18 protein-coding genes and 4 tRNA genes are annotated in these 19,250 nt (G+C 74.4%); 14 read left to right on the top strand and 8 right to left on the bottom strand.

The window, feature by feature from the left end; translation table 11 throughout:
* Positions 1–25 precede the first annotated feature (25 nt).
* A complete protein-coding gene (locus tag MY526_RS18440) occupies positions 26–421 on the bottom strand; it encodes a hypothetical protein (RefSeq protein WP_436691723.1) in 396 nt (131 codons plus the stop codon).
* A 65-nt stretch (positions 422–486) separates the two neighbouring features.
* Positions 487–1,239, bottom strand: a complete 753-nt coding sequence (locus MY526_RS18435) for a hypothetical protein (protein ID WP_436704771.1) — start codon at positions 1,237–1,239, stop codon at positions 487–489.
* Between the two features lie 184 nt (positions 1,240–1,423).
* Between MY526_RS18435 and serA the strand changes: the two genes are divergently transcribed.
* From serA to cimA, 3 genes are all read left to right on the top strand, one after another.
* Positions 1,424–3,025, top strand: a complete 1,602-nt coding sequence (gene serA, locus MY526_RS18430) for a phosphoglycerate dehydrogenase (protein WP_436691725.1) — start codon at positions 1,424–1,426, stop codon at positions 3,023–3,025.
* A 16-nt stretch (positions 3,026–3,041) separates the two neighbouring features.
* Positions 3,042–4,064 (top strand): 3-isopropylmalate dehydrogenase, encoded by a 1,023-nt coding sequence (locus tag MY526_RS18425; protein ID WP_436691726.1) that lies wholly within the window; start codon positions 3,042–3,044, stop codon positions 4,062–4,064.
* Between the two features lie 192 nt (positions 4,065–4,256).
* Entirely contained in the window at positions 4,257–5,843 is a 1,587-nt protein-coding gene (gene cimA / locus MY526_RS18420; protein WP_436704770.1) for a citramalate synthase, read from the top strand.
* 50 nt (positions 5,844–5,893) lie between these two features.
* Here cimA and MY526_RS18415 read toward each other — a convergent pair whose 3' ends face one another.
* The 4 genes from MY526_RS18415 to MY526_RS18400 form a co-directional block, all read right to left on the bottom strand.
* Positions 5,894–6,301: a hypothetical protein gene (locus tag MY526_RS18415; RefSeq protein WP_436691728.1), complete on the bottom strand. Its 408-nt coding sequence runs from the start codon at positions 6,299–6,301 to the stop codon at positions 5,894–5,896.
* Positions 6,302–6,381: 80 nt separating this feature from the next.
* Positions 6,382–7,038: a response regulator gene (locus MY526_RS18410; protein ID WP_436691729.1), complete on the bottom strand. Its 657-nt coding sequence runs from the start codon at positions 7,036–7,038 to the stop codon at positions 6,382–6,384.
* A complete protein-coding gene (locus MY526_RS18405; RefSeq protein WP_436691730.1) occupies positions 7,035–8,153 on the bottom strand; it encodes a sensor histidine kinase in 1,119 nt (372 codons plus the stop codon). The genes MY526_RS18410 and MY526_RS18405 overlap by 4 nt, the downstream gene beginning before the upstream one ends.
* 63 nt (positions 8,154–8,216) lie before the next feature.
* Positions 8,217–8,600: a VOC family protein gene (locus MY526_RS18400; RefSeq protein ID WP_436704769.1), complete on the bottom strand. Its 384-nt coding sequence runs from the start codon at positions 8,598–8,600 to the stop codon at positions 8,217–8,219.
* An 80-nt stretch (positions 8,601–8,680) separates the two neighbouring features.
* Here MY526_RS18400 and MY526_RS18395 point away from each other — a divergent pair, with 80 nt between their 5' ends.
* From MY526_RS18395 to galK, 9 genes are all read left to right on the top strand, one after another.
* Positions 8,681–9,493: a fumarylacetoacetate hydrolase family protein gene (locus tag MY526_RS18395; RefSeq protein ID WP_436691732.1), complete on the top strand. Its 813-nt coding sequence runs from the start codon at positions 8,681–8,683 to the stop codon at positions 9,491–9,493.
* Positions 9,490–10,980 (top strand): glutamate--tRNA ligase, encoded by a 1,491-nt coding sequence (gene gltX, locus MY526_RS18390; protein ID WP_436704768.1) that lies wholly within the window; start codon positions 9,490–9,492, stop codon positions 10,978–10,980. The genes MY526_RS18395 and gltX overlap by 4 nt, the downstream gene beginning before the upstream one ends.
* The gene (locus MY526_RS18385) at positions 10,977–12,320 is read left to right on the top strand and encodes a CPBP family intramembrane glutamic endopeptidase (protein WP_436704767.1); all 1,344 of its coding nucleotides are present in this window, start codon (positions 10,977–10,979) and stop codon (positions 12,318–12,320) included. The genes gltX and MY526_RS18385 overlap by 4 nt, the downstream gene beginning before the upstream one ends.
* Positions 12,306–12,377: transfer RNA gene (locus MY526_RS18380), tRNA-Gln, on the top strand. Before MY526_RS18385 ends, MY526_RS18380 begins: the two co-directional genes overlap by 15 nt.
* 32 nt (positions 12,378–12,409) lie before the next feature.
* Positions 12,410–12,482 (top strand) — tRNA-Glu (locus MY526_RS18375).
* A gap of 98 nt (positions 12,483–12,580) precedes the next feature.
* Positions 12,581–12,653: transfer RNA gene (locus MY526_RS18370), tRNA-Glu, on the top strand.
* 98 nt (positions 12,654–12,751) lie between these two features.
* A tRNA-Glu gene (locus MY526_RS18365) sits at positions 12,752–12,824 on the top strand.
* Between the two features lie 139 nt (positions 12,825–12,963).
* Entirely contained in the window at positions 12,964–14,049 is a 1,086-nt protein-coding gene (gene galT, locus MY526_RS18360) for a galactose-1-phosphate uridylyltransferase (RefSeq protein WP_436691735.1), read from the top strand.
* Positions 14,049–15,206: a galactokinase gene (gene galK, locus MY526_RS18355; protein WP_436704766.1), complete on the top strand. Its 1,158-nt coding sequence runs from the start codon at positions 14,049–14,051 to the stop codon at positions 15,204–15,206. The genes galT and galK overlap by 1 nt, the downstream gene beginning before the upstream one ends.
* Positions 15,207–15,266: 60 nt before the next feature.
* On the opposite strand, the gene MY526_RS18350 is transcribed toward galK, so the two are convergent.
* Both MY526_RS18350 and MY526_RS18345 read right to left on the bottom strand, forming a co-directional pair.
* Positions 15,267–16,373, bottom strand: a complete 1,107-nt coding sequence (locus MY526_RS18350) for a sulfite oxidase (RefSeq protein WP_436691737.1) — start codon at positions 16,371–16,373, stop codon at positions 15,267–15,269.
* Between the two features lie 43 nt (positions 16,374–16,416).
* Positions 16,417–17,094 (bottom strand): IclR family transcriptional regulator, encoded by a 678-nt coding sequence (locus MY526_RS18345; RefSeq protein ID WP_436691738.1) that lies wholly within the window; start codon positions 17,092–17,094, stop codon positions 16,417–16,419.
* 110 nt (positions 17,095–17,204) lie between these two features.
* On the opposite strand from MY526_RS18345, the gene leuC reads away from it, so the two are divergent.
* Complete coding sequence (gene leuC / locus MY526_RS18340) at positions 17,205–18,629, top strand: 3-isopropylmalate dehydratase large subunit (protein ID WP_436691739.1); 1,425 nt, start codon at positions 17,205–17,207, stop codon at positions 18,627–18,629.
* Positions 18,630–18,633: 4 nt separating this feature from the next.
* Entirely contained in the window at positions 18,634–19,239 is a 606-nt protein-coding gene (gene leuD / locus MY526_RS18335) for a 3-isopropylmalate dehydratase small subunit (RefSeq protein WP_436691740.1), read from the top strand.
* Positions 19,240–19,250: the final 11 nt, after the last annotated feature.

Here is a 19,250-nt window from a genome sequence, read left to right as displayed (position 1 = left end):
GGTCTGTCGGGACGGGGTCCTCTCACTACCGCCCGCCGCGGGCGGCGAAGAACCGGGTGGACGCCGGCTGCCTGAGCAGCACGACCATGCCGGCGCCGACGGCGGCGAGCACGACCGACCAGAAGGCGAACTGCCCCTGGACCAGCGACGTGACGATCCCGAGGACACCCAGGCCGGCGGTGACCCCGCCGCCGATGGTCAGCACCCGGCCGCCCCGGCCGGTCAGCGCCTGGACGCCGCCCCAGATGTTCACGGCGGCGATCGCCAGGTAGAGCGCCCCGAAGACGCCGAACACCGGGATGACCGAGGCCGCGGCCAGGAGCACGAGCGCGTTCAGCAACGCGAAGAACGCGACGAGGAACCCGAGCAGGACCGCGCCGAGCACCTGGGCTGGCCGCCGGGCGACCGGGCCGGACGGCACCGGCGCACCCGGCGCGAGGGGTTCCGGCTGGGATCCGCTGGGACCGGTCATCGGACGGCCGGCGGTCAGCGACCGCGGCGCGCGCGGTGCGCGGCGAAGAACGCGGCGGCCGGCTTCATGGCGAGCAGGACGACGATCGCCACCGCGGCCAGGAAGAACAGCAGGCTCCAGATGACGCCGCCGGCCCCGTTGACGTCGGCGTCGGCGAGGCTCCCGATCAGGCCCAGCCCGGTGAAGAAGACCGCGATCGACCCGCCCACGAGGAGCATGACGCGGCTGCGGCCGGTCAGCGCCCAGATCGCGCCCCAGATCATCACGACGGTCCAGGCCAGCATCAGCAGTCCGATGACGACCCCGACGCCCACGGCCGCGCCGGCCGCCGACCCGATGCCCGGGACGAGGTCGTCCAGGTCGCCGGACGCGCCGCCGACCGCCGCCACGAAGACGAGCAGGATCAGGCTGAAGACGACGCCGATGGCGCCGAAGACGAAGCCGAGGACCGCCGCGGTGATGACGCCGCCGGGCTTGGCGGGCACCGCCGACTGCCCGTACTGCCCGTACTGCTGCGCGTAGCCGCCCGGCTGCCCGTACTGCTGCGGGTAACCCGGCTGCTGGCCGTAGGGCTGGCCCTGGCCGTACTGCCCGTACTGCTGGCCGTACGGCTGCTGGGGCTGCCCGTACTGCTGCCCGTACCCCTGGCCCTGCGGCTGGCCGTACTCCTGGCCGTACCCCGGGCTGCCCTGGGGCTGCCCGTACTGCTGCGGCTGGCCGTACTGCGAGCCGGAGCCCGAGCCGTGCTCGTTGTCCTGGGTGCTCATGATCTCCTCCGTCGGCGCCGGCTGTGCCGACTCTGCGTGAGCAGCATCTCGGCCGGACCACCGCCCGGCAAGCACGCCCACCCCTTCGGCGGGGGGGTGTCGCGCCGGGGTGACCTCGCCACGGAGCGTGCGCGGGAGGGGCTGGCCGGGGCAGCGCGGGGCTCCGTCCCTAGGCTGTGGACCCGTGTCCACGAGCGCGCCCGTCGTCCTGATCGCCGAAGAACTCGCCCCGAGCGTGCTGGAGGTACTCGGGAACGAGGTCGAGATCCGTCACGTCGACGGCGCCGACCGGTCCGCCCTGCTGCCGGCGCTCGCCGACGCTGCGGCCGTCATGATCCGCAGCGCCACCCAGATCGACGCCGAGGCGCTGGCCGCCGCGCCGAACCTGAAGGTGGTCGCGCGCGCCGGGATCGGCCTGGACAACGTGGACGTCGCCGCCGCCACCGAGCGCGGGGTCATGGTGGTCAACGCGCCGACGTCGAACATCGTCAGCGCCGCCGAGCACGCCGTGGCCCTGCTGCTGGCCGCCGCCCGCCACATCCCCGCCGCCGACGCGTCGCTGCGCGAGGGCACCTGGAAGCGCTCGAAGTTCAGCGGCGTCGAGGTGACCGACAAGGTCGTCGGCGTCGTCGGGCTGGGCCGGATCGGTCAGCTGGTCGCCCAGCGGCTGGCCGCCTTCGGCGTCACGCTCATCGCCTACGACCCCTACATCCAGCCCGGTCGGGCGGCGCAGCTCGGTGTCCGCATGGTGTCGCTGGAGGAGCTGCTCCGCGAGGCGGACTTCATCACCGTCCACCTGCCGAAGACGCCGGAGACCCTCGGGCTGATCGGTGCCGCGGAGCTGGCCACCACCAAGCGCGGGGTGATCATCGTCAACGCGGCCCGCGGGGGGCTCGTCGACGAGGCGGCGCTGGCCGACGCGCTGCGCTCCGGGCAGGTGGGTGCCGCGGGCATCGACGTGTACGCCAAGGAGCCGTGCACCGACAGCCCGCTGTTCGGCCTGCCCAACACGGTGGTCACCCCGCACCTGGGCGCCTCGACCACGGAGGCGCAGGACAAGGCCGGCACCGCGGTGGCGCACTCGGTGCGACTGGCGCTGCAGGGCGAGTTCGTCCCCGACGCGGTGAACGTCCAGGCCGGTGGCGTCGTCGCCGAGGACGTGCGGCCGGGCCTGCCCCTGGCCGAGAAGCTCGGCCGGCTGTTCACCGCGGTCGCCGGCGGGCTGGCCCAGTCGGTCACCGTCGACGTCCGGGGCAAGATCGCCGAGTTCGACGACTCGGTGCTCCAGCTCGCGGTCCTCAAGGGCGTGTTCTCCGACGTCATCGAGGAGCAGGTCACCTACGTCAACGCCCCGCTGTTCGCCGAGCAGCGCGGCCTCGACGTCGCGCTGACCAGCGACGAGGAGAGCCCCGACTACCGCAACCTCGTGAGCGTGCACGGCGCGATGGCCGACGGCACGGAGGTCACCGTCTCCGGCACGCTGTTCGGCAAGAACCAGGTGCCCAAGCTCGTCGAGATCAACGGCTTCGACATGGACCTGGACCCGTCGGGCTACCTGCTGTTCTTCGTCTACACGGACCGGCCCGGCGTCGTCGGCACCGTCGGCGCCGCGCTGGGGGAGGCCGGCATCAACATCGCCGGTGCCCAGGTAAGCCGCACGCAGCGCGGCGGCGAGGCGCTCATGGCGGTGACCGTGGACAGCCCCGTGCCGGCCGAGCTGCTCGGCGACATCGCCGGCCGGATCGGCGCGCGCGAGGCCCGCTCGGCGGACCTCACCCCGCGCTGAAATAGGGTCTCTCCCCATGCGCCTGGCAGTGATCCCTGGAGACGGCATCGGCCCCGAGGTGGTGGCCGAGGGCCTCAAGGTCCTCCGCGAGGTGGCTCCCGACGTGGAGAGCACCCCGTACGACCTCGGTGCCATGCGGTGGCAGCGGACGGGGGAGCTGCTCCCCGACACGGTGCTCGACGAGCTGCGCGGGCACGACGCGATCCTGCTCGGGGCCATCGGTGACCCCAGCGTCCCGCCGGGGATCCTCGAGCGGGGGCTGCTGCTGCGGCTGCGCTTCGAGCTCGACCACCACGTCAACCTGCGCCCGGCCCGGCTCTTCGACGGCGTGCGCAGCCCGCTGGCCGACCCCGGCCCGATCGACATGCTGTGCGTGCGCGAGGGCACCGAGGGGCCCTACGTCGGCAACGGCGGCGTCCTGCGCAAGGACACCCCGCACGAGATCGCCACCGAGGTCAGCCTCAACACCGCCTTCGGCGTCGAGCGGGTCGTCCGGTACGCGTTCGAGCGGGCGACGGCCCGCCCCCGCCGGCACCTCACGCTGATCCACAAGACCAACGTGCTCACCCACGCCGGCTCGCTGTGGTCACGGGTCGTCGAGGAGGTCGCGGCGGAGTTCCCCGAGGTCACCGTCGCCTACCAGCACGTCGACGCCGCGACGATGTTCTTCATCACCGACCCCGGCCGCTACGACGTCATCGTGACCGACAACCTCTTCGGCGACATCGTCACCGACGTCGCCGCGGCGGTCACCGGCGGCATCGGCCTGGCCGCCAGCGGCAACCTCGACGCCTCCGGCACCAACCCGAGCATGTTCGAGCCGGTGCACGGCTCGGCGCCCGACATCGCCGGCCAGGGCAAGGCCGACCCCACGGCGACCGTGCTGTCGGTGGGCCTCCTGCTCGAGCACCTCGGCCGCACCGACCAGGCGAAGAAGGTCAACGCCGCGGTCGCCTTCGACCTGTCCACCCGCGAGCCGCAGGGCCCGGTGCGCACCCAGGAGGTCGGCGACCGCCTCGCGGCGCTCGCCAGCGGCTGAGCGGTCACCGCCGCCGTCCCCGGTACGGGAGTGCCGAGGACGGCGGACGACGTGCTTTACTCGACGTGATGCACCCCACCGGCCTGATCATCATCGCCTAGCGCGCAGTCACCCTCCCGACTGCGCGCAGACCTCCCGTACCCGGGGGGTCTTTTTCGTGTTCGGGCCGTTGCCGACACCCCCGGAGAACCGATGTCCCTCGATCCCGCCACCGACCTCGACTTCCACGTCTTCGACACCACCCTGCGCGACGGCGCCCAGCGCGAGGGCGTCAGCTACTCGGTCGCCGACAAGCTCGCGGTCGCCCGCCTGCTCGACGAGATCGGGGTCGGCTTCATCGAGGGCGGGTGGCCCGGGGCGCTGCCCAAGGACACCGAGTTCTTCGCCCGCGCCCGCTCCGAGCTCAAGCTGCGGCACGCCCAGCTGGTCGCCTTCGGTGCCACCCGCAAGGCCGGCGTCCGGGTCGAGGAGGACGCCCAGGTGCGCGCCCTGCTGGACGCCGAGACCCCGGTGGTCTGCCTGGTCGCGAAGTCCGACGTCCGGCACGTGCGGGAGGCGCTGCGGACGACGCTGGAGGAGAACCTCGCGATGGTGGCCGACACCGTCGCCTTCTTCGTGGCGCACGGCCGCCGGGTGTTCCTCGACTGCGAGCACTTCTTCGACGGCTACAGGGCCGACCGCGACTACGGCGTGCGCGTGCTCGAGGCCGCGTTCGGCGCCGGGGCCGAGGTCGGCGTCCTGTGCGACACCAACGGCGGGATGCTGCCGATGGACGTCGCGCGGGTGGTCGCCGACGTCCGGTCGCGCACCAGCGGCAGGCTGGGCATCCACTGCCAGGACGACACCGGCTGCGCGGTGGCCAACAGCCTGGCCGCCGTCGAGGCCGGCGTGACCCACGTGCAGGGGACGGCGAACGGCTACGGGGAGCGGGCCGGCAACGCCGACACCTTCGTGCTGATCGCCAACCTGGTCACCAAGATGGGCCTGCCGGTCGTGCCGGCGGAGTGCCTCCCCGAGCTGCAGCGGGTCAGCCACGCGATCGCCGAGCTGGCCAACATCGCCCCCGACGACCACCAGCCCTTCGTCGGGGTGTCGGCGTTCGCGCACAAGGCCGGCCTGCACGCCTCCGCGATCAAGGTCAGCCCGGAGCTGTACAACCACCTGGACCCGACCGTCGTCGGCAACGACATGCGCATCCTGGTCACCGAGATGGCCGGCCGGGCCTCGGTCGAGCTGAAGGGCCGCGAGCTCGGCGTGGACCTCGACGGCCAGGCCGACGCGATCGGCCGGGTCGTCGACCAGGTCAAGGTGCTCGAGGCCGACGGCTGGTCGTTCGAGGCCGCCGACGCCTCCTTCGAGCTGCTGCTGCGCGCCCAGCTGCCCGACGCGCCGGCCCCGCTGTTCGAGCTGGAGAGCTACAAGACCTCCGTCGAGCACTGGAGCAACGGCGTCGTGGTCAGCGAGGCCACGGTCAAGGTGCACGTGGACGGCGAGCGGATCATCAGCACCGGGGAGGGCAACGGCCCGGTCAACGCCCTGGACAACGCGCTCCGCCAGGCACTGGTCAGCCGGTACCCGCGGCTGGCCGACGTCTCGCTGGCCGACTACAAGGTCCGCATCCTGGGCTGGAAGGGCGGCACCAGTGCGACCACGCGGGTGCTGGTCAGCACCACCGACGGCGTGGGCGAGTGGACCACCGTGGGCGTCCACGACAACGTCGTCGAGGCCTCCTGGCACGCCCTCGTCGACGCCCTCACCTACGCCGTCCGGCTGCGCTGAGCGCGAGGACCGCGTCCCGGGTCCTCCGGGACGCGGTCCTCGGCCGGCGGTCAGTGGGCGTACTCGCTGCGGCGCCACACCATGGCCAGCGCCATCAGCGGCAGCATCAGCACGTGGCCGGCGGTGAAGAGGAAGTCCCCGGAGACCGCCCCCGCCCAGTAGGGCACCAGCAGGACGACGAACGGCAGGTACATCGCCGCCGACATCTCGAGGATCGCGGGCCACGAGTGCCGTCGGAAGCGCATCCAGGCGCCCATCCCGATCGCCATGTTGGTCGCCATGACCATGGCGTGGACGTCGACCCGGTCGTCCAGGCCCGGCCAGACCAGGGCCTCGAGCGGGCCCAGGGCCATCATCCCGACGACCATCGCGACGACCATCTCGAGGTAGTGCCGGACGTAGTGCCAGGCGTGCCGGGTGCGGGAGTGCTCGTGCGGGGTGCGGATCTGCGTCGACATGCGGCAAGGGTCGGGCGGCGCGGTGCCGGTGCCACGTGCCGGAGGTCACGACGACGGGTCACGACCCGGCATGACCCCCGTCAGAGCAGGTCGAGCGCCCGGGCCCGCAGCGCCGCCTGGGTCCGGTCCCGGGCGCCGAGCTTGGCCAGGACGTTGGTCACGTGGTTCTTGACGGTCCCCTCCGCGAGGAACAGCGACCCGGCGATCTCCCGGTTGCTGAGCCCGTCGGCGAGCAGCCTCAGCACGTCGAGCTCCCGGTCCGACAGCGGCACGACCAGGGGCTGGGGACGGGGCCGCGGGACGTCGTCCAGCTGGGCGAACCGCGCCACCACCTTGGCAGCCACCGACGGCTGCAGCACCGACTCGCCGCGCGCCGCCGACAGCACGGCCTCGACCAGGCGCTCGGAGGAGACGTCCTTGAGCAGGTAGCCGAGCGCGCCGGCGCGCAACGCGGCGAAGACGTCCTCGTCGTCGTCGAAGGTGGTCAGCGCCAGCACCGCGACGCCGGGCTGCTCGACCCGCAGGCGCCTCGTCGTCGCGATGCCGTCGAGCACCGGCATGTGGAGGTCCATCAGGACGACGTCCGGCGCCAGCGCGGCCGCCAGCTCCAGGGCCTGCTGCCCGTTCCCGGCCTCGCCGACGACCGCGACCTCCGGCCGGGCGCCCAGCAGCGTGACCAGGGCCTCGCGGAACAGCGCCTGGTCGTCGACGACCAGCACGCGGACGGGGCAGCTCACCCGGGGACCTCGACGAGCAGCGCCGTTCCGCCGCCGGGCTGGGACTCGACCCGCAGCCGTCCGCCCACCCGCGCGGCCCGCTCCTCCAGCCCCAGCAGGCCGAACGCGCGCCGGCCGTCGTCCGCCGGACGATCGGGGAGGCCCCGGCCGTCGTCCCGGACCGCCAGCCGCACCGTGCCGTCGTCGCCGAAGGTCAGGGTGACCCGCGCGGACGTGGCGTCGGCGTGCTTGCGCACGTTGGTCAGGCCCTCCTGGGCCGACCGGTACAGCGACTCCTCCGTCGGTGCCGGGAGGCGGCGCTCGACACCGGACACCTCCAGCGTGGCCGGGACACCCGCCGCCGAGGCCTGCGCGGTCAGCTCCTCCAGTGCCGCACGCAGCGGCGGGGCCGTCCGCTGCTCGCGCAGCGCGGCGACCGACCGGCGCACCTCGGCGAGGGCCTCGCCGGCCTGCTGCTGGGCCTTGGCCAGGACGGCGTCGGCGCGGCCCGGGTCGGTCGGGAGCACCGCGCGGGCCGCCTGCACCTGCATCTGGACCACCGTCAGGTGGTGGCCCAGGCCGTCGTGGATGTCGCGGGCGAGCCGGTTGCGCTCCTGCGTGGTGGCCAGCTCCTCGGCCTGCGCCGCGTACCCGCGGAGCCGCTCGTTGGCCGCGGCCAGCTCGGCCCGGGCCCGCTGCGCCTGCCGGAGCAGCGCGGTGACCACCGCGGTGAACACCGCCGCCCCGAGCAGACCCAGCCCGTTCCGGAGGAAGTCGGCCCACCCCATGCCGAGGTGCACGAGGGGCACGAGCGCGGTCACCCCGGCGGCGGCGGGCAGCGGGAGCAGCAGGACGCACTGGGCGACGAGGACCAGGAGCAGGAGCGTCGCACCGACGCCGGCCTGCGCCGCCCCGAACACCAGCACGCCCAGCGGCAGGGCGACGCAGACGTACGCGGCGGTCAGCCAGTACCGGCGCGGCGCGGGCCGGCGGGAGAGCCAGGGGAGGGCGGGCACGGCCAGCGCGGCGAACACGGTGCCGAGGCCGACGGCGAGGAGCGGGTGGGCGTCGTCGGTGGCCTCGACGGCGACGGTGAGCAGCGCGACGCAGGTCAGCACCGCGAGGGCGCGGGTCACGCGGACACTGTCCGCCGCCGGGACCGGCCGGTCAACGACGTGGTCGGCCGGCCGGCCGACACCTCACCCCAGGGGGTCCAACCGCCGCTTGAGCAGGCAGAAGGGGTTGCCCTCGGGGTCGGCCAGCACGTGCCACCCCTCGTCGCCGGTCTGGCCGACGTCGGCCGGGGTGGCGCCGAGGGTCAGCAGGCGCTCGAGTTCGGCGTCCTGGTCCCGGTCGGTGGCGTTGAGGTCCAGGTGCAGTCGGGGCTTGCCGGGGCTGGGGTCGGCCACCGGGCCGAAGACGAGGGTCGGTGCCGGGCCGCCGAAGCCGGCCTCGGGGCCGATCTCGACCGCGCCGTCGTCGTCGCGGGAGAGCACCCGGTAGTCGAGGACCTGTGCCCACCAGGCGGCCAGCGCCTCGGGGTCGCGGCAGTCGACGACGATCTCGCTGAGCCGGCACGCCATGCCGCGACGGTAGGGCCCCGGCCGCACGGCCGCGACGGCGCGGGCGCGGGCCGGCCGGTGCGGGTCAGTAGCCTCGACCCGTGCGCATCGTCCGTTTCGCCTCGCCCTCGGGCATGTCCTTCGGAGTCCTCGACGGGGACGGCCACGTGGCCCAGATCGAGGGCCACCCGTTCGGCACCATCTCCTTCACCGGTCAGCGCTTCGCGCAGGCCGACGTCCGGCTGCTGTCGCCGATCCTCCCCAGCAAGGTGGTCTGCGTCGGCAAGAACTACGCCGCGCACATCGAGGAGATGAAGACCGGCGAGGCCCCGGCGGAGCCGCTGCTGTTCCTCAAGCCGTCGACGTCGGTGATCGGCCCCGGCGACGCCATCCGGATCCCGCCGGGCAGCGCCAACGTGCACCACGAGGCGGAGCTGGCCGTGGTCATCGGCGCCCGCGGCGCCCGGCACGTCAGCCCGGAGCAGGCGCTGTCGAGCGTCTTCGGCTACACGATCGGCAACGACGTCACCGAGCGGGACATGCAGAAGAGCGACGGGCAGTGGACCCGCGCCAAGGGCTTCGACAGCTTCTGCCCGCTCGGCCCGTGGATCGAGACCGACCTGGCCGGCCTCGGCAAGGACCCGGCCGACCTCGAGATCACCTGCACGGTGGACGGCGAGCTGCGCCAGCAGGGGCGCACCAGCCAGCTGCTGTTCGACGTGCCGACGCTGGTCTCGCACATCTCGCAGGTCATGACGCTGCTGCCGGGCGACGTCGTGCTGACCGGCACCCCGTCCGGCGTCGGGCCGATCCGCCCCGGCCAGCGGGTCGAGGTGACCGTCGAGGGCCTGGGCACGCTGGCCAACACGGTGACCGGCGCCGACACCACCTCCACCGCCGGCGGCACGCGGTGACCGGCGTCCGCACCCGCTTCTGCCCGTCGCCGACGGGCACGGTGCACGTCGGCCTGCTGCGGACGGCGCTGTTCAACTGGGCGCACGCCCGGCACACCGGCGGCACCTTCGTCTTCCGCATCGAGGACACCGACGCCTCCCGCGACTCCGAGGAGTCCTACCGGCACCTGGTCGACAGCCTGCGCTGGCTCGGGCTGGACTGGGACGAGGGTCCCGAGGTCGGCGGCCCGCACGGTCCGTACCGGCAGTCGGAGCGGCACGAGGTCTACCGCGAGGTCGCCGCGAAACTGCTGGCCGCCGGGCACGCCTACGAGTCCTTCTCCACCAACGAGGAGGTCGAGGCCCGCCGGCTGGCGGCCGGGCAGGACGCGAAGCTCGGCTACGACAACGCCGACCGCGACCTGACCGAGGCGCAGAAGGCCGCGTTCCGGGACGAGGGGCGCCAGCCGGTGCTGCGGCTGCGCATGCCCGACGAGGACCTCGTCTGGACCGACCTGGTGCGCGGTGAGGTCCGCTTCGGGGCGGGCTCGGTGCCCGACTTCGTGCTCGTCCGCGGCAACGGGGTCCCGCTGTACCCGTTCGTCAACCCCGTGGACGACGCCCTCATGCAGATCACCGACGTGCTGCGCGGGGAGGACCTCCTGCCGTCCACACCCCGGCAACTCGCCCTCTACGCCGCGCTCACCGACATCGGCGTCGCGTCGGGCACCCCGCGGTTCGGTCACCTGCCGTACGTGACGGGGGAGGGCAGCAAGAAGCTGTCGAAGCGCGACCCGCAGTCCAACGTCGACGTCTACCGCGAGCGCGGCTTCGTGCCCGAGGGCTTCGCCAACTACCTGGCGCTGCTGGGCTGGTCGATCGCCGAGGACCGCGACGTCTTCTCGATGGCCGAGATGACCGAGGCCTTCGACGTCACCCGGGTGAGTGCCAACCCCGCCCGCTTCGACGTGAAGAAGGCCGAGGCGATCAACGCCACCCACCTGCGCGCCCTGCCGGTGGAGGACTTCGTCGCCCGCGTCGTCCCGTTCCTGGCCGGTGCCGGGCTGGTGGCCGATCCGCCCACCCCGGAGCAGGACCGCGTGCTGCGGGCGATCGCGCCGATGGTCCAGGAGCGCGTGGTGGTCCTCTCGGAGGCCGTGGACATGGTGCGGTTCCTGTTCGTCGACGAGGTGGAGATCGACCCGGCGGCCGCGGCCAAGCAGCTGGCCGGCCCCGACGCCGCCGAGGTGCTCGACGCCGCCACCACCGCGCTGCGCGAGCTGCCGGACTGGAGCACGCCCGACATCGAGGCCGCGCTCAAGGAGGCGCTCGTGGAGGGGCTGGGGCGCAAGCCGCGCCAGGCCTTCGGGCCGGTGCGGGTCGCGGTCAGCGGCCGCACCGTCTCCCCGCCCCTGTACGAGTCGATCGAGCTGCTGGGCCGCGAGCGCACGCTGGCCCGTCTGGGCGCGGCCCGGGCGGCCGTCCCCCGGGTGATCGGCCGGCCGTGAGCGACCCGGTGCCCGGCCCGCCCGAGCCGGCCGACGACGAGCCCTACAGCGGGCCGCCGCCGACCGGCCCCTACGCGGCGCCGCCGTACGTCCCCGGGGCGCTGCACGGCGTGCACTCGCTGCCGGCGACCGGGGCGTGGGCGGGGCCGGTGGCGTGGCCGCTCGGTCCGGTGCCGCTGCAGGCCGGCCCGCACACGCTCGGGCCGCCGTACCCGCCGTACCCGCCCGGGCCGTTCCCGCCGTACCCGCCGCCCTGGCAGCGTGCGCTGCTCGACTGGCGGCCCGGGCCCCCGCCGCCGGTCGGGCCGCCGCCCGGCGTGCGCTGGGCACCTCCGCCGGGCACCCCGCCGCACGACGAGCCGGTGTCCTTCCTGCACGCCATGCGCGCGCGGGACTGGCGGTGGTGGCGGCCGCTGCTCGGGCTGCTGCTGATCACCGTCGTCTACGCCGTGGCCGCGACCGTCGTGGTCCTGGTCGCCGTCGTCACCGGCGCCTTCCCGGACCTGCAGTTCCTCGACCTGGTCGACCCCGGGGTGCTGCTGATCACCAACGTGTCGCTGATCGTCGCCATCCCGATCGTCTGGCTGGCCTGGGTGGCCGCGCACGGCATGGAGCCCGGCTGGTCGTCGTCGGTGCTGGCCCGGCTGCGCTGGCGGCTGTTCCTGCCGTACACGCTGCTGTCCCTGCCCACACTAGGCGCCGGCATCCTGCTCAGCGTCCTGCTCGGGTACCTGCTGGAGGGCGGTGCGCTCACCGGGCCGTCGTCGTCCTACGTCTGGCTGGTGCTGGTCGTGGTGTTCACGACACCGCTGCAGTCCGCGGCCGAGGAGTACGTCTTCCGCGGCTACCTGAGCCAGGCGATCGCCGGGTGGATCCGCGGCCCGCGCGCCGGGGCGGTCGTCGCGGGAGTGCTGACGGCGGCGCTGTTCTCCGCGGCGCACGCCCCGCCCGACGTCTGGACCTTCCTCGACCGGTTCGCCTTCGGTCTCGCCGCCTCCGCCGTCGTCTGGCTGACCGGCGGCCTGGAGGCGGCCATCGTGCTGCACGCGGTGAACAACGTGCTGGTCTTCCTGCTGGCCGGCGGGCTGGGGGAGGGCGTGACCACCGACTCCGTGCCGGCCGGCACCGGGCTGCTCGTGGTGGCCCTCGACCTGCTTGCCATGGGGGCGTACGTGTTCCTGGTGGCCCGCTCCCGCCGGCGGCTGGAACCGGAGACCCGGACCCTCGCGCAGGATCTGCGACCACCGTCACCCCGGGGGGTGCCGACCGGGCAGGAGGGCGTCGGGTATGGTGGTTCCCGGCGCCGCGAGGCGCAGCACGACCCTTGGGGTATGGGGTAATTGGCAGCCCGACGGTTTCTGGTTCCGTTAGTCTAGGTTCGAGTCCTGGTACCCCAGCGAGGAAGCCTGGTTCCTCAGCACCACCGCACGGCCCCGTCGTCTAGCGGCCCAGGACGCCGCCCTCTCACGGCGGTAGCGAGGGTTCGAATCCCTTCGGGGCTACGCCCGCGCGAGAGCCCCCGGCCACCGGCCGGGGGCTCTCGTCGTTCCCGGACCCGGTGCACCCGGGCCCTCGAGGGCGTGGCAGGATGGCAGTGCACGGCCCCGTCGTCTAGCGGCCCAGGACGCCGCCCTCTCACGGCGGTAGCGAGGGTTCGAATCCCTTCGGGGCTACGCCCGCGCGAGAGCCCCCGGCCACCGGCCGGGGGCTCTCGTCGTTCCCGGACCCGGTGCACCCGGGCCCTCGAGGGCGTGGCAGGATGGCAGTGCACGGCCCCGTCGTCTAGCGGCCCAGGACGCCGCCCTCTCACGGCGGTAGCGAGGGTTCGAATCCCTTCGGGGCTACGCCCGCGCGAGAGCCCCCGGCCACCGGCCGGGGGCTCTCGCCGTCCCGGCACCGGTTGGCCGGTCGATCGGCGGCCCCGCTACCGTCTGGACGCCGCTCACGGACAGTGACGGGCGGCGGAGAGGCGGGAGGGCCATCGTGATCCGGACGAGTCGTCGGCTGGCCGACGGCCGGGAGGTCCTGTACTTCGACGCGGGGGACGCCGCCCCGCAGCGGACGGCCGAGGACCCGCGCGACCTCCCGCCGGTCAGCACCCGCTCGCAGCTGCGGTGGGACCCGCTGCTCGGCGAGTGGGTGGTCCTGGCCTCGCACCGGCAGACCCGCACCTTCCTGCCGCCGGCCGACCAGTGCCCGCTGTGCCCGGCGCGCCCGGACCGCGAGCCCACGGAGATCCCCGAGGCCGACTACCAGGTCGTCGTCTTCGAGAACCGCTTCCCCTCCCTGGCGACCGCGGTGGAGCTCGACGTCCCGCCGGCCGCCTCCGGCGCGCCGCTGACCGAGCTGCGGCCCGGCTTCGGCCGCTGCGAGGTCGTGGTGTTCACCAGCGAGCACGACCGGTCGTTCGCGACGCTGGGCCCCGAGCGGGCCCGGCTGGTCGTCGACGTCTGGGCCGAGCGCACCGCCGAGCTGTCGGGGATCGAGGGCGTGGAGCAGGTCTTCGCGTTCGAGAACTCCGGCGAGGAGATCGGCGTGACGCTCTCCCACCCGCACGGGCAGATCTACGCCTACCCGTTCGTGACGCCGCGCGTGGCGAAGGTGCTGGACTCGGTCGAGCGGCACCGCCGTGACACCGGCGGGGACCTGTTCGCCGACGTGCTGGCCGCCGAGCGCGGCGGGCCCCGCGTGGTGGCGGCCAACGAGCACTGGACGGCGTTCGTGCCGGCCGCCGCCCGCTGGCCGTACGAGCTGCAGCTGTTCCCGCACCGGCGGGTGCCGGACCTCCCGGCCCTGGACGACGCCGAGCGGGACGCGCTGGCCGCGATCTACCTCGACGCCCTCGGCCGGTTCGCCCGCCGCTTCGACACGCCCATGCCCTACATCGCCGCGTGGAACCAGGCGCCGGTGCACCGCGGCCGCGAGGACTGGTGGCTGCACCTGCAGCTGTTCTCGCTGCGCCGGGCGCCCGGCAAGCTCAAGTACCTGGCCGGCTCGGAGTCGGGGATGGGCGCCTTCATCAGCGACACCACCCCCGAGGACGTGGCCGAGCAGCTGAGGAACGTCTGATGACCGTCGTCGAGCGGGCTCGGGCGGCGTTCGCCGCGGCGTTCGGGGCCGACCCCGAAGGCGTGTGGGCGGCGCCGGGGCGGGTGAACGTCATCGGCGAGCACACCGACTACAACGAGGGCTTCGTGCTGCCGGTCGCGCTGCCGCACACCACGCGCGCCGCTGTCGCCCTGCGCGACGACGGCCTGGTGTCCCTCGCCTCGGTGCAGCACCCCGGCGACCGGGTCGAGCTGCCCGTCGCCGACCTCGCGCCCGGCCGCCCCGGGGGCTGGGCGGGGTACCCGGCGGGCGTCGTGCACGAGCTGCGGGACCGGGTGCCCGGCGGGGCGAGCGTGCTGGTCGACGGCGACGTCCCCTCCGGCGCCGGGCTGTCCTCGTCGGCGGCCCTGGAGTGCGCCGTCGCGCTGGCGCTGCGGGACCTCGCCGCGCCCGGGCTGACCCCGGCCGACCTCGTCGACGTCGCCCGGCGGGCGGAGAACGACTTCGTCGGCGCCCCGACCGGCATCCTCGACCAGTCGGCGTCGATGCTCTGCACCGCCGGCCACGCGCTGTTCCTCGACACCAGGGACCGGTCGGCCGTGCAGGTGCCCTTCGACCTGGCCGCGGCCGGGCTGGCGCTGCTCGTCGTCGACACCGGCACCACGCACGACCACGCGACCGGGGGCTACGGGGACCGCCGCCGCGAGTGCGAGCAGGCCGCCGGGCGGCTGGGGGTGGCGGCGCTGCGCGACGTCCCGGACGTGGCCGCGCTGGCGGTGCTGGACGACGGGACGGCCGAGGGTGCGGTGCTCCTGCGCCGGGCCCGGCACATCGTCACGGAGAACGCCCGGGTGCTCGAGGTCGTGGCCACGCTGCGGGGAGCCGCCGGGCCGGCGGCGATCGGACCGGTGCTGACCGCCGGGCACGCCTCGCTGCGCGACGACTTCCAGATCTCCACCACCGAGCTGGACGCCGCGGTCGCCGCTGCCCTGGACGCCGGAGCGCTGGGCGCGCGGATGGTCGGCGGCGGCTTCGGCGGGAGCGCCATCGCGCTCGTGCCCGCCGACGCCGTGGACGCCGTCACCGGGGCCGTGACCACGCGGTTCGCCGAGGCGCGGTTCGGGGCACCGCGGACCTTCGTGGCCGTCCCCTCCGCGGGGGCGCAGCGGCTGGCCTGACCCGCACCGTCCGACCGACCGCGGGAGGTGCCGGACGGCGACCGCCCGGCAGGGTCCCGATCAGTCCAGCACGGTCACCGGCACCCGCTGCACGAGGTTGTTGGCCATGCCCTGCCGGTTCCACGGCTGGTCGACCGGCTGCGGGCCCGCCTCGTCGCTCGCCCGGACGACGAACTCGTAGCTGCCCGGTGCGGCGGTCCACGGCAGCACCCACGCCCGCCAGGCGAACGGGTGCGCCGGGTCCGGGGGAGCCAGGTCGGCCGCGGTCCAGCTCGCCCCGCCGTCCGCACTGACCTCCACGGAGGTCACCGGCCCCCGGCCGGACCAGGCGCGGCCGGTGAGTGTCACCGCCCCCGGGCGGAGGAAGCGCTCGCGGGTCATGAAGTCCGGGAAGCCGGGCGGGGTCATCAGCGCCCGCGGGGCGATCCGGGTCACCGGCACGCCGGCGTCGTCGGGGTCGACCTTGAGCCGGTAGGCGGTGGCGTTCTGGAAGCCGTCGAAGGGCCGGTCGAGGACGTCGATGCGGGTCAGCCACTTCACCTGGGCCATGCCGTACCAGCCGGGGACCAGCAGCCGCAGGGGGGCGCCGTGCTGGGGCGGCAGGTCGGCGCCGTTCATCGCCCACACCAGCAGCACGTCGGGACGCAGCGCCTCGTCCAGCGGCAGGCCGCGGGCGTAGTCCTGCTCGACACCGCGCTCGAGCCCGTGGTCGGCGCCGGTGAAGGTGACGTCGACGGCGTCCGGCCGGAGCCCCGCCTCCTCGAGCAGCGGGGCCAGCGGGGTGCCGGTCCACTCCGCGGAGCCGACCGCCTCCAGCAGCCACGGCTGGCTGACCGGCCGGGGCTCGAGCCGGGCGCGGCCGTTGCCCGCGCACTCCAGCAGCACCCGCGAGGTGACCGCCGGCCGGGCGCGCAGGCCGTCCAGGTCCAGCCGCAGCGGCCGCTCGACCGCCCCGCCGACCTCCAGCCGCCAGCCGGCGGTGTCGACCGCCGGGATGTCGTAGTGCGTGAGCACGTAGTGCAGGCCGGGCGGCGTGACGTCGTACCGCAGGGCCTCCAGCGGCATGCCGTGGTTGCGGGTGGCCAGCGCCAGCTCGTCCAGGCCGATGCCCTCCCCGGGCTCGGCGATGCGGAAGCGGCCGCGGGCGGACACCTCGGTCAGGCTCATGGGAGGTGTGTACGCCCGCCCGTCACCCGGGGGGAAGAGTCGTTCAGCGGGCGGCGCGGGAGATGGCGCCGGCCGCCTCGAGCACCGCGCCGACGATCTCGGGGGAGGGACGGCGGCCCAGCCGCTCGACCGGCCCCGAGATCGACACCGCGCCCAGCACGCCCCCGGCGGCGTCGCGCACCGGCGCCGACAGCGAGGCCACCCCGGGCTCGCGCTCGGCGACGCTGTGCGCCCAGCCCCGCCGGCGGACGTCGAGCAGGGTGCGGGCGGTGAAGCTCGCGGCCGGCAGCAGCGGCGTCACCTCGTCGGCCGGGGCGAAGGCGAGCAGCGCGTGCGCGGCCGAGCCCGCGGTCATCGGCAGCCGCGCCCCCACCGGGACGGTGTCGCGCAGGCCGCTGGTCCGCTCCGCGGCGGCCACGCACACGCGGGTGGCGCCGTCGCGCACGTAGAACTGCGCGCTCTCCCCGCTGCTGTCCCGCAGCGTCACCAGGTGCCGGCCGGCGATCCCGGCGAGGTCCGCGGTGCCCCGGCCCAGCTCGGCGAGCCCGGGGCCCGGCGCCCAGGCCCCGGCCGTCGTCCGGCGGACCAGGCGGTGGCCCTCCAGCGCGACGGCCAGCCGGTGCGCGGTCGCGCGGGGCAGCCCCGTGCGCTCGACCAGCTCGGCCAGGGTCGCCGGCTCGGCGGCGACGGCACGGAGGATGGCCACTGCTTTGTCCAGCACGGCGACCGGGTTAGGCTGTCCCACAGAGCAATACTCGCATCCCACAGCATGAGATGGCCAGCAGGAGGCGCACCATGGGTGGACGAGCCGCGAACCAGGAGGGACCAGCCGTGCCGAAGACCCTGGCGGAGAAGGTCTACGACGCCCACGTCGTGCGCAGTGCCGAGGGCGAGCCGGACCTGCTCTTCATCGACCTGCACCTCGTGCACGAGGTGACCAGCCCGCAGGCCTTCGACGGGCTCCGGGCCGCCGGACGCACCGTGCGCCGGCCCGACCTCACGATGGCGACCGAGGACCACAACGTCCCGACGCTGGACATCCTCGCGCCGATCGCCGACCCGGTCAGCCGGGCGCAGGTCGAGGCGCTGCGGAACAACGCCGCCGAGTTCGGCATCCGGCTGGCCCCGATGGGCGACCGCGACCAGGGCATCGTGCACGTCATCGGCCCGCAGCTGGGGCTCACCCAGCCCGGCACGACCATCGTCTGCGGCGACAGCCACACCTCCACCCACGGCGCGTTCGGTGCGCTGGCGTTCGGCATCGGCACCAGCGAGGTCGAGCACGTGCTGGCCACCCAGACGCTGCCGCAGTACCGCCCCAAGCAGATGGCGGTCACGGTGGACGGCGAGCTGGCCCCCGGCGTCTCCGCCAAGGACGTCATCCTGGCCGTCATCGCGCAGATCGGCACCGGCGGCGGCCAGGGCCACGTCATCGAGTACCGCGGCGACGCCATCGAGAAGCTCTCGATGGAGGCCCGCATGACCATCTGCAACATGTCGATCGAGGCCGGCGCCAAGGCCGGGCTGATCGCCCCCGACCAGACCACGTTCGACTTCCTCCAGGGCAGGCCGCACGCCCCGCAGGGCGCCGACTGGGACGCCGCGGTCGAGTACTGGCGGACGCTGCGCACCGACGAGGGCGCCGTCTTCGACCGCGAGGTGCACATCGACGCCGCCACGCTGACGCCGTTCGTCACCTGGGGCACCAACCCCGGCCAGGGCCTGCCGATCTCCGGTCAGGTGCCGGACCCGGCCGACTTCGCCGACGAGAACGACCGCCGGGACGCCGAGGGCGCGCTGGCCTACATGGGCCTGACGCCGGGCACCCCGCTGCGCGAGATCAAGGTCGACACCGTCTTCCTGGGCTCGTGCACCAACGGCCGGATCGAGGACCTGCGGACCGCCGCCGAGCTGCTGCGGGGCAGGCACATCGACGGCGACACCCGGATGCTCGTCGTCCCGGGCTCGGTCGCGGTGAAGGCGCAGGCCGAGGCGGAGGGCCTGGACCAGGTCTTCCTCGAGGCCGGCGCCGAGTGGCGCGGCGCCGGGTGCTCGATGTGCCTGGGCATGAACCCCGACCAGCTCAAGCCGGGGGAGCGCTCGGCGTCCACGAGCAACCGCAACTTCCAGGGCCGGCAGGGCAAGGGCGGTCGGACCCACCTGGTCAGCCCGGCGGTCGCCGCGGCGACCGCGCTGACCGGCCACCTGACCGCCCCGGCCGACCTCGAGCCGGCTCTCGCGAGCACTGGAGTCTGACCCGATGGACGCCTTCACCACGCACACCGGCACCGCGGCCCCGCTGCGGCGGACCAACGTCGACACCGACCAGATCATCCCGGCCGAGTACCTCAAGCGGATCACCCGCACCGGGTTCGAGGACGGCCTGTTCGTCGCCTGGCGCACCAACGAGCCGGACTTCGTCCTCAACAAGCCGGAGTACGCGACCGCCTCGGTGCTCGTCGCCGGCCCCGACTTCGGCACCGGCTCGTCCCGCGAACACGCCGTCTGGGCCCTGATGGACGGCGGCTTCCGGGTGGTCATCAGCTCCCGATTCGCCGACATCTTCCGCAACAACTCGACCAAGGCCGGGCTGCTCACCGTGCTGCTCCCGCAGGCCGACGTCGAGGCGCTGTGGACGGCGATCGAGGCCGACCCCACCACCGAGGTGACCGTCGACCTGCAGGCCAAGGAGGTCCGCTACGCGGACGTCACGGTGCCGTTCAACATCGACGACTACACCCGCTGGCGGCTGCTCGAGGGCCTCGACGACGTCGGCCTCACCGAGCGCCACCTGGCCGACATCGAGGCCTACGAGAACACCCGGCAGCCCTGGTTGCCCAGGGCGCTGCCCGTCCTCCCCGCCTGACCCAGGCATAG

This window comes from Geodermatophilus sp. CPCC 205761 (genome assembly GCF_051383655.1).
GTDB lineage: Bacteria > Actinomycetota > Actinomycetes > Mycobacteriales > Geodermatophilaceae > Geodermatophilus.
Note: the sequence above shows the minus strand (reverse complement) of the source record. Positions and strands in the feature narration are given on the sequence as shown.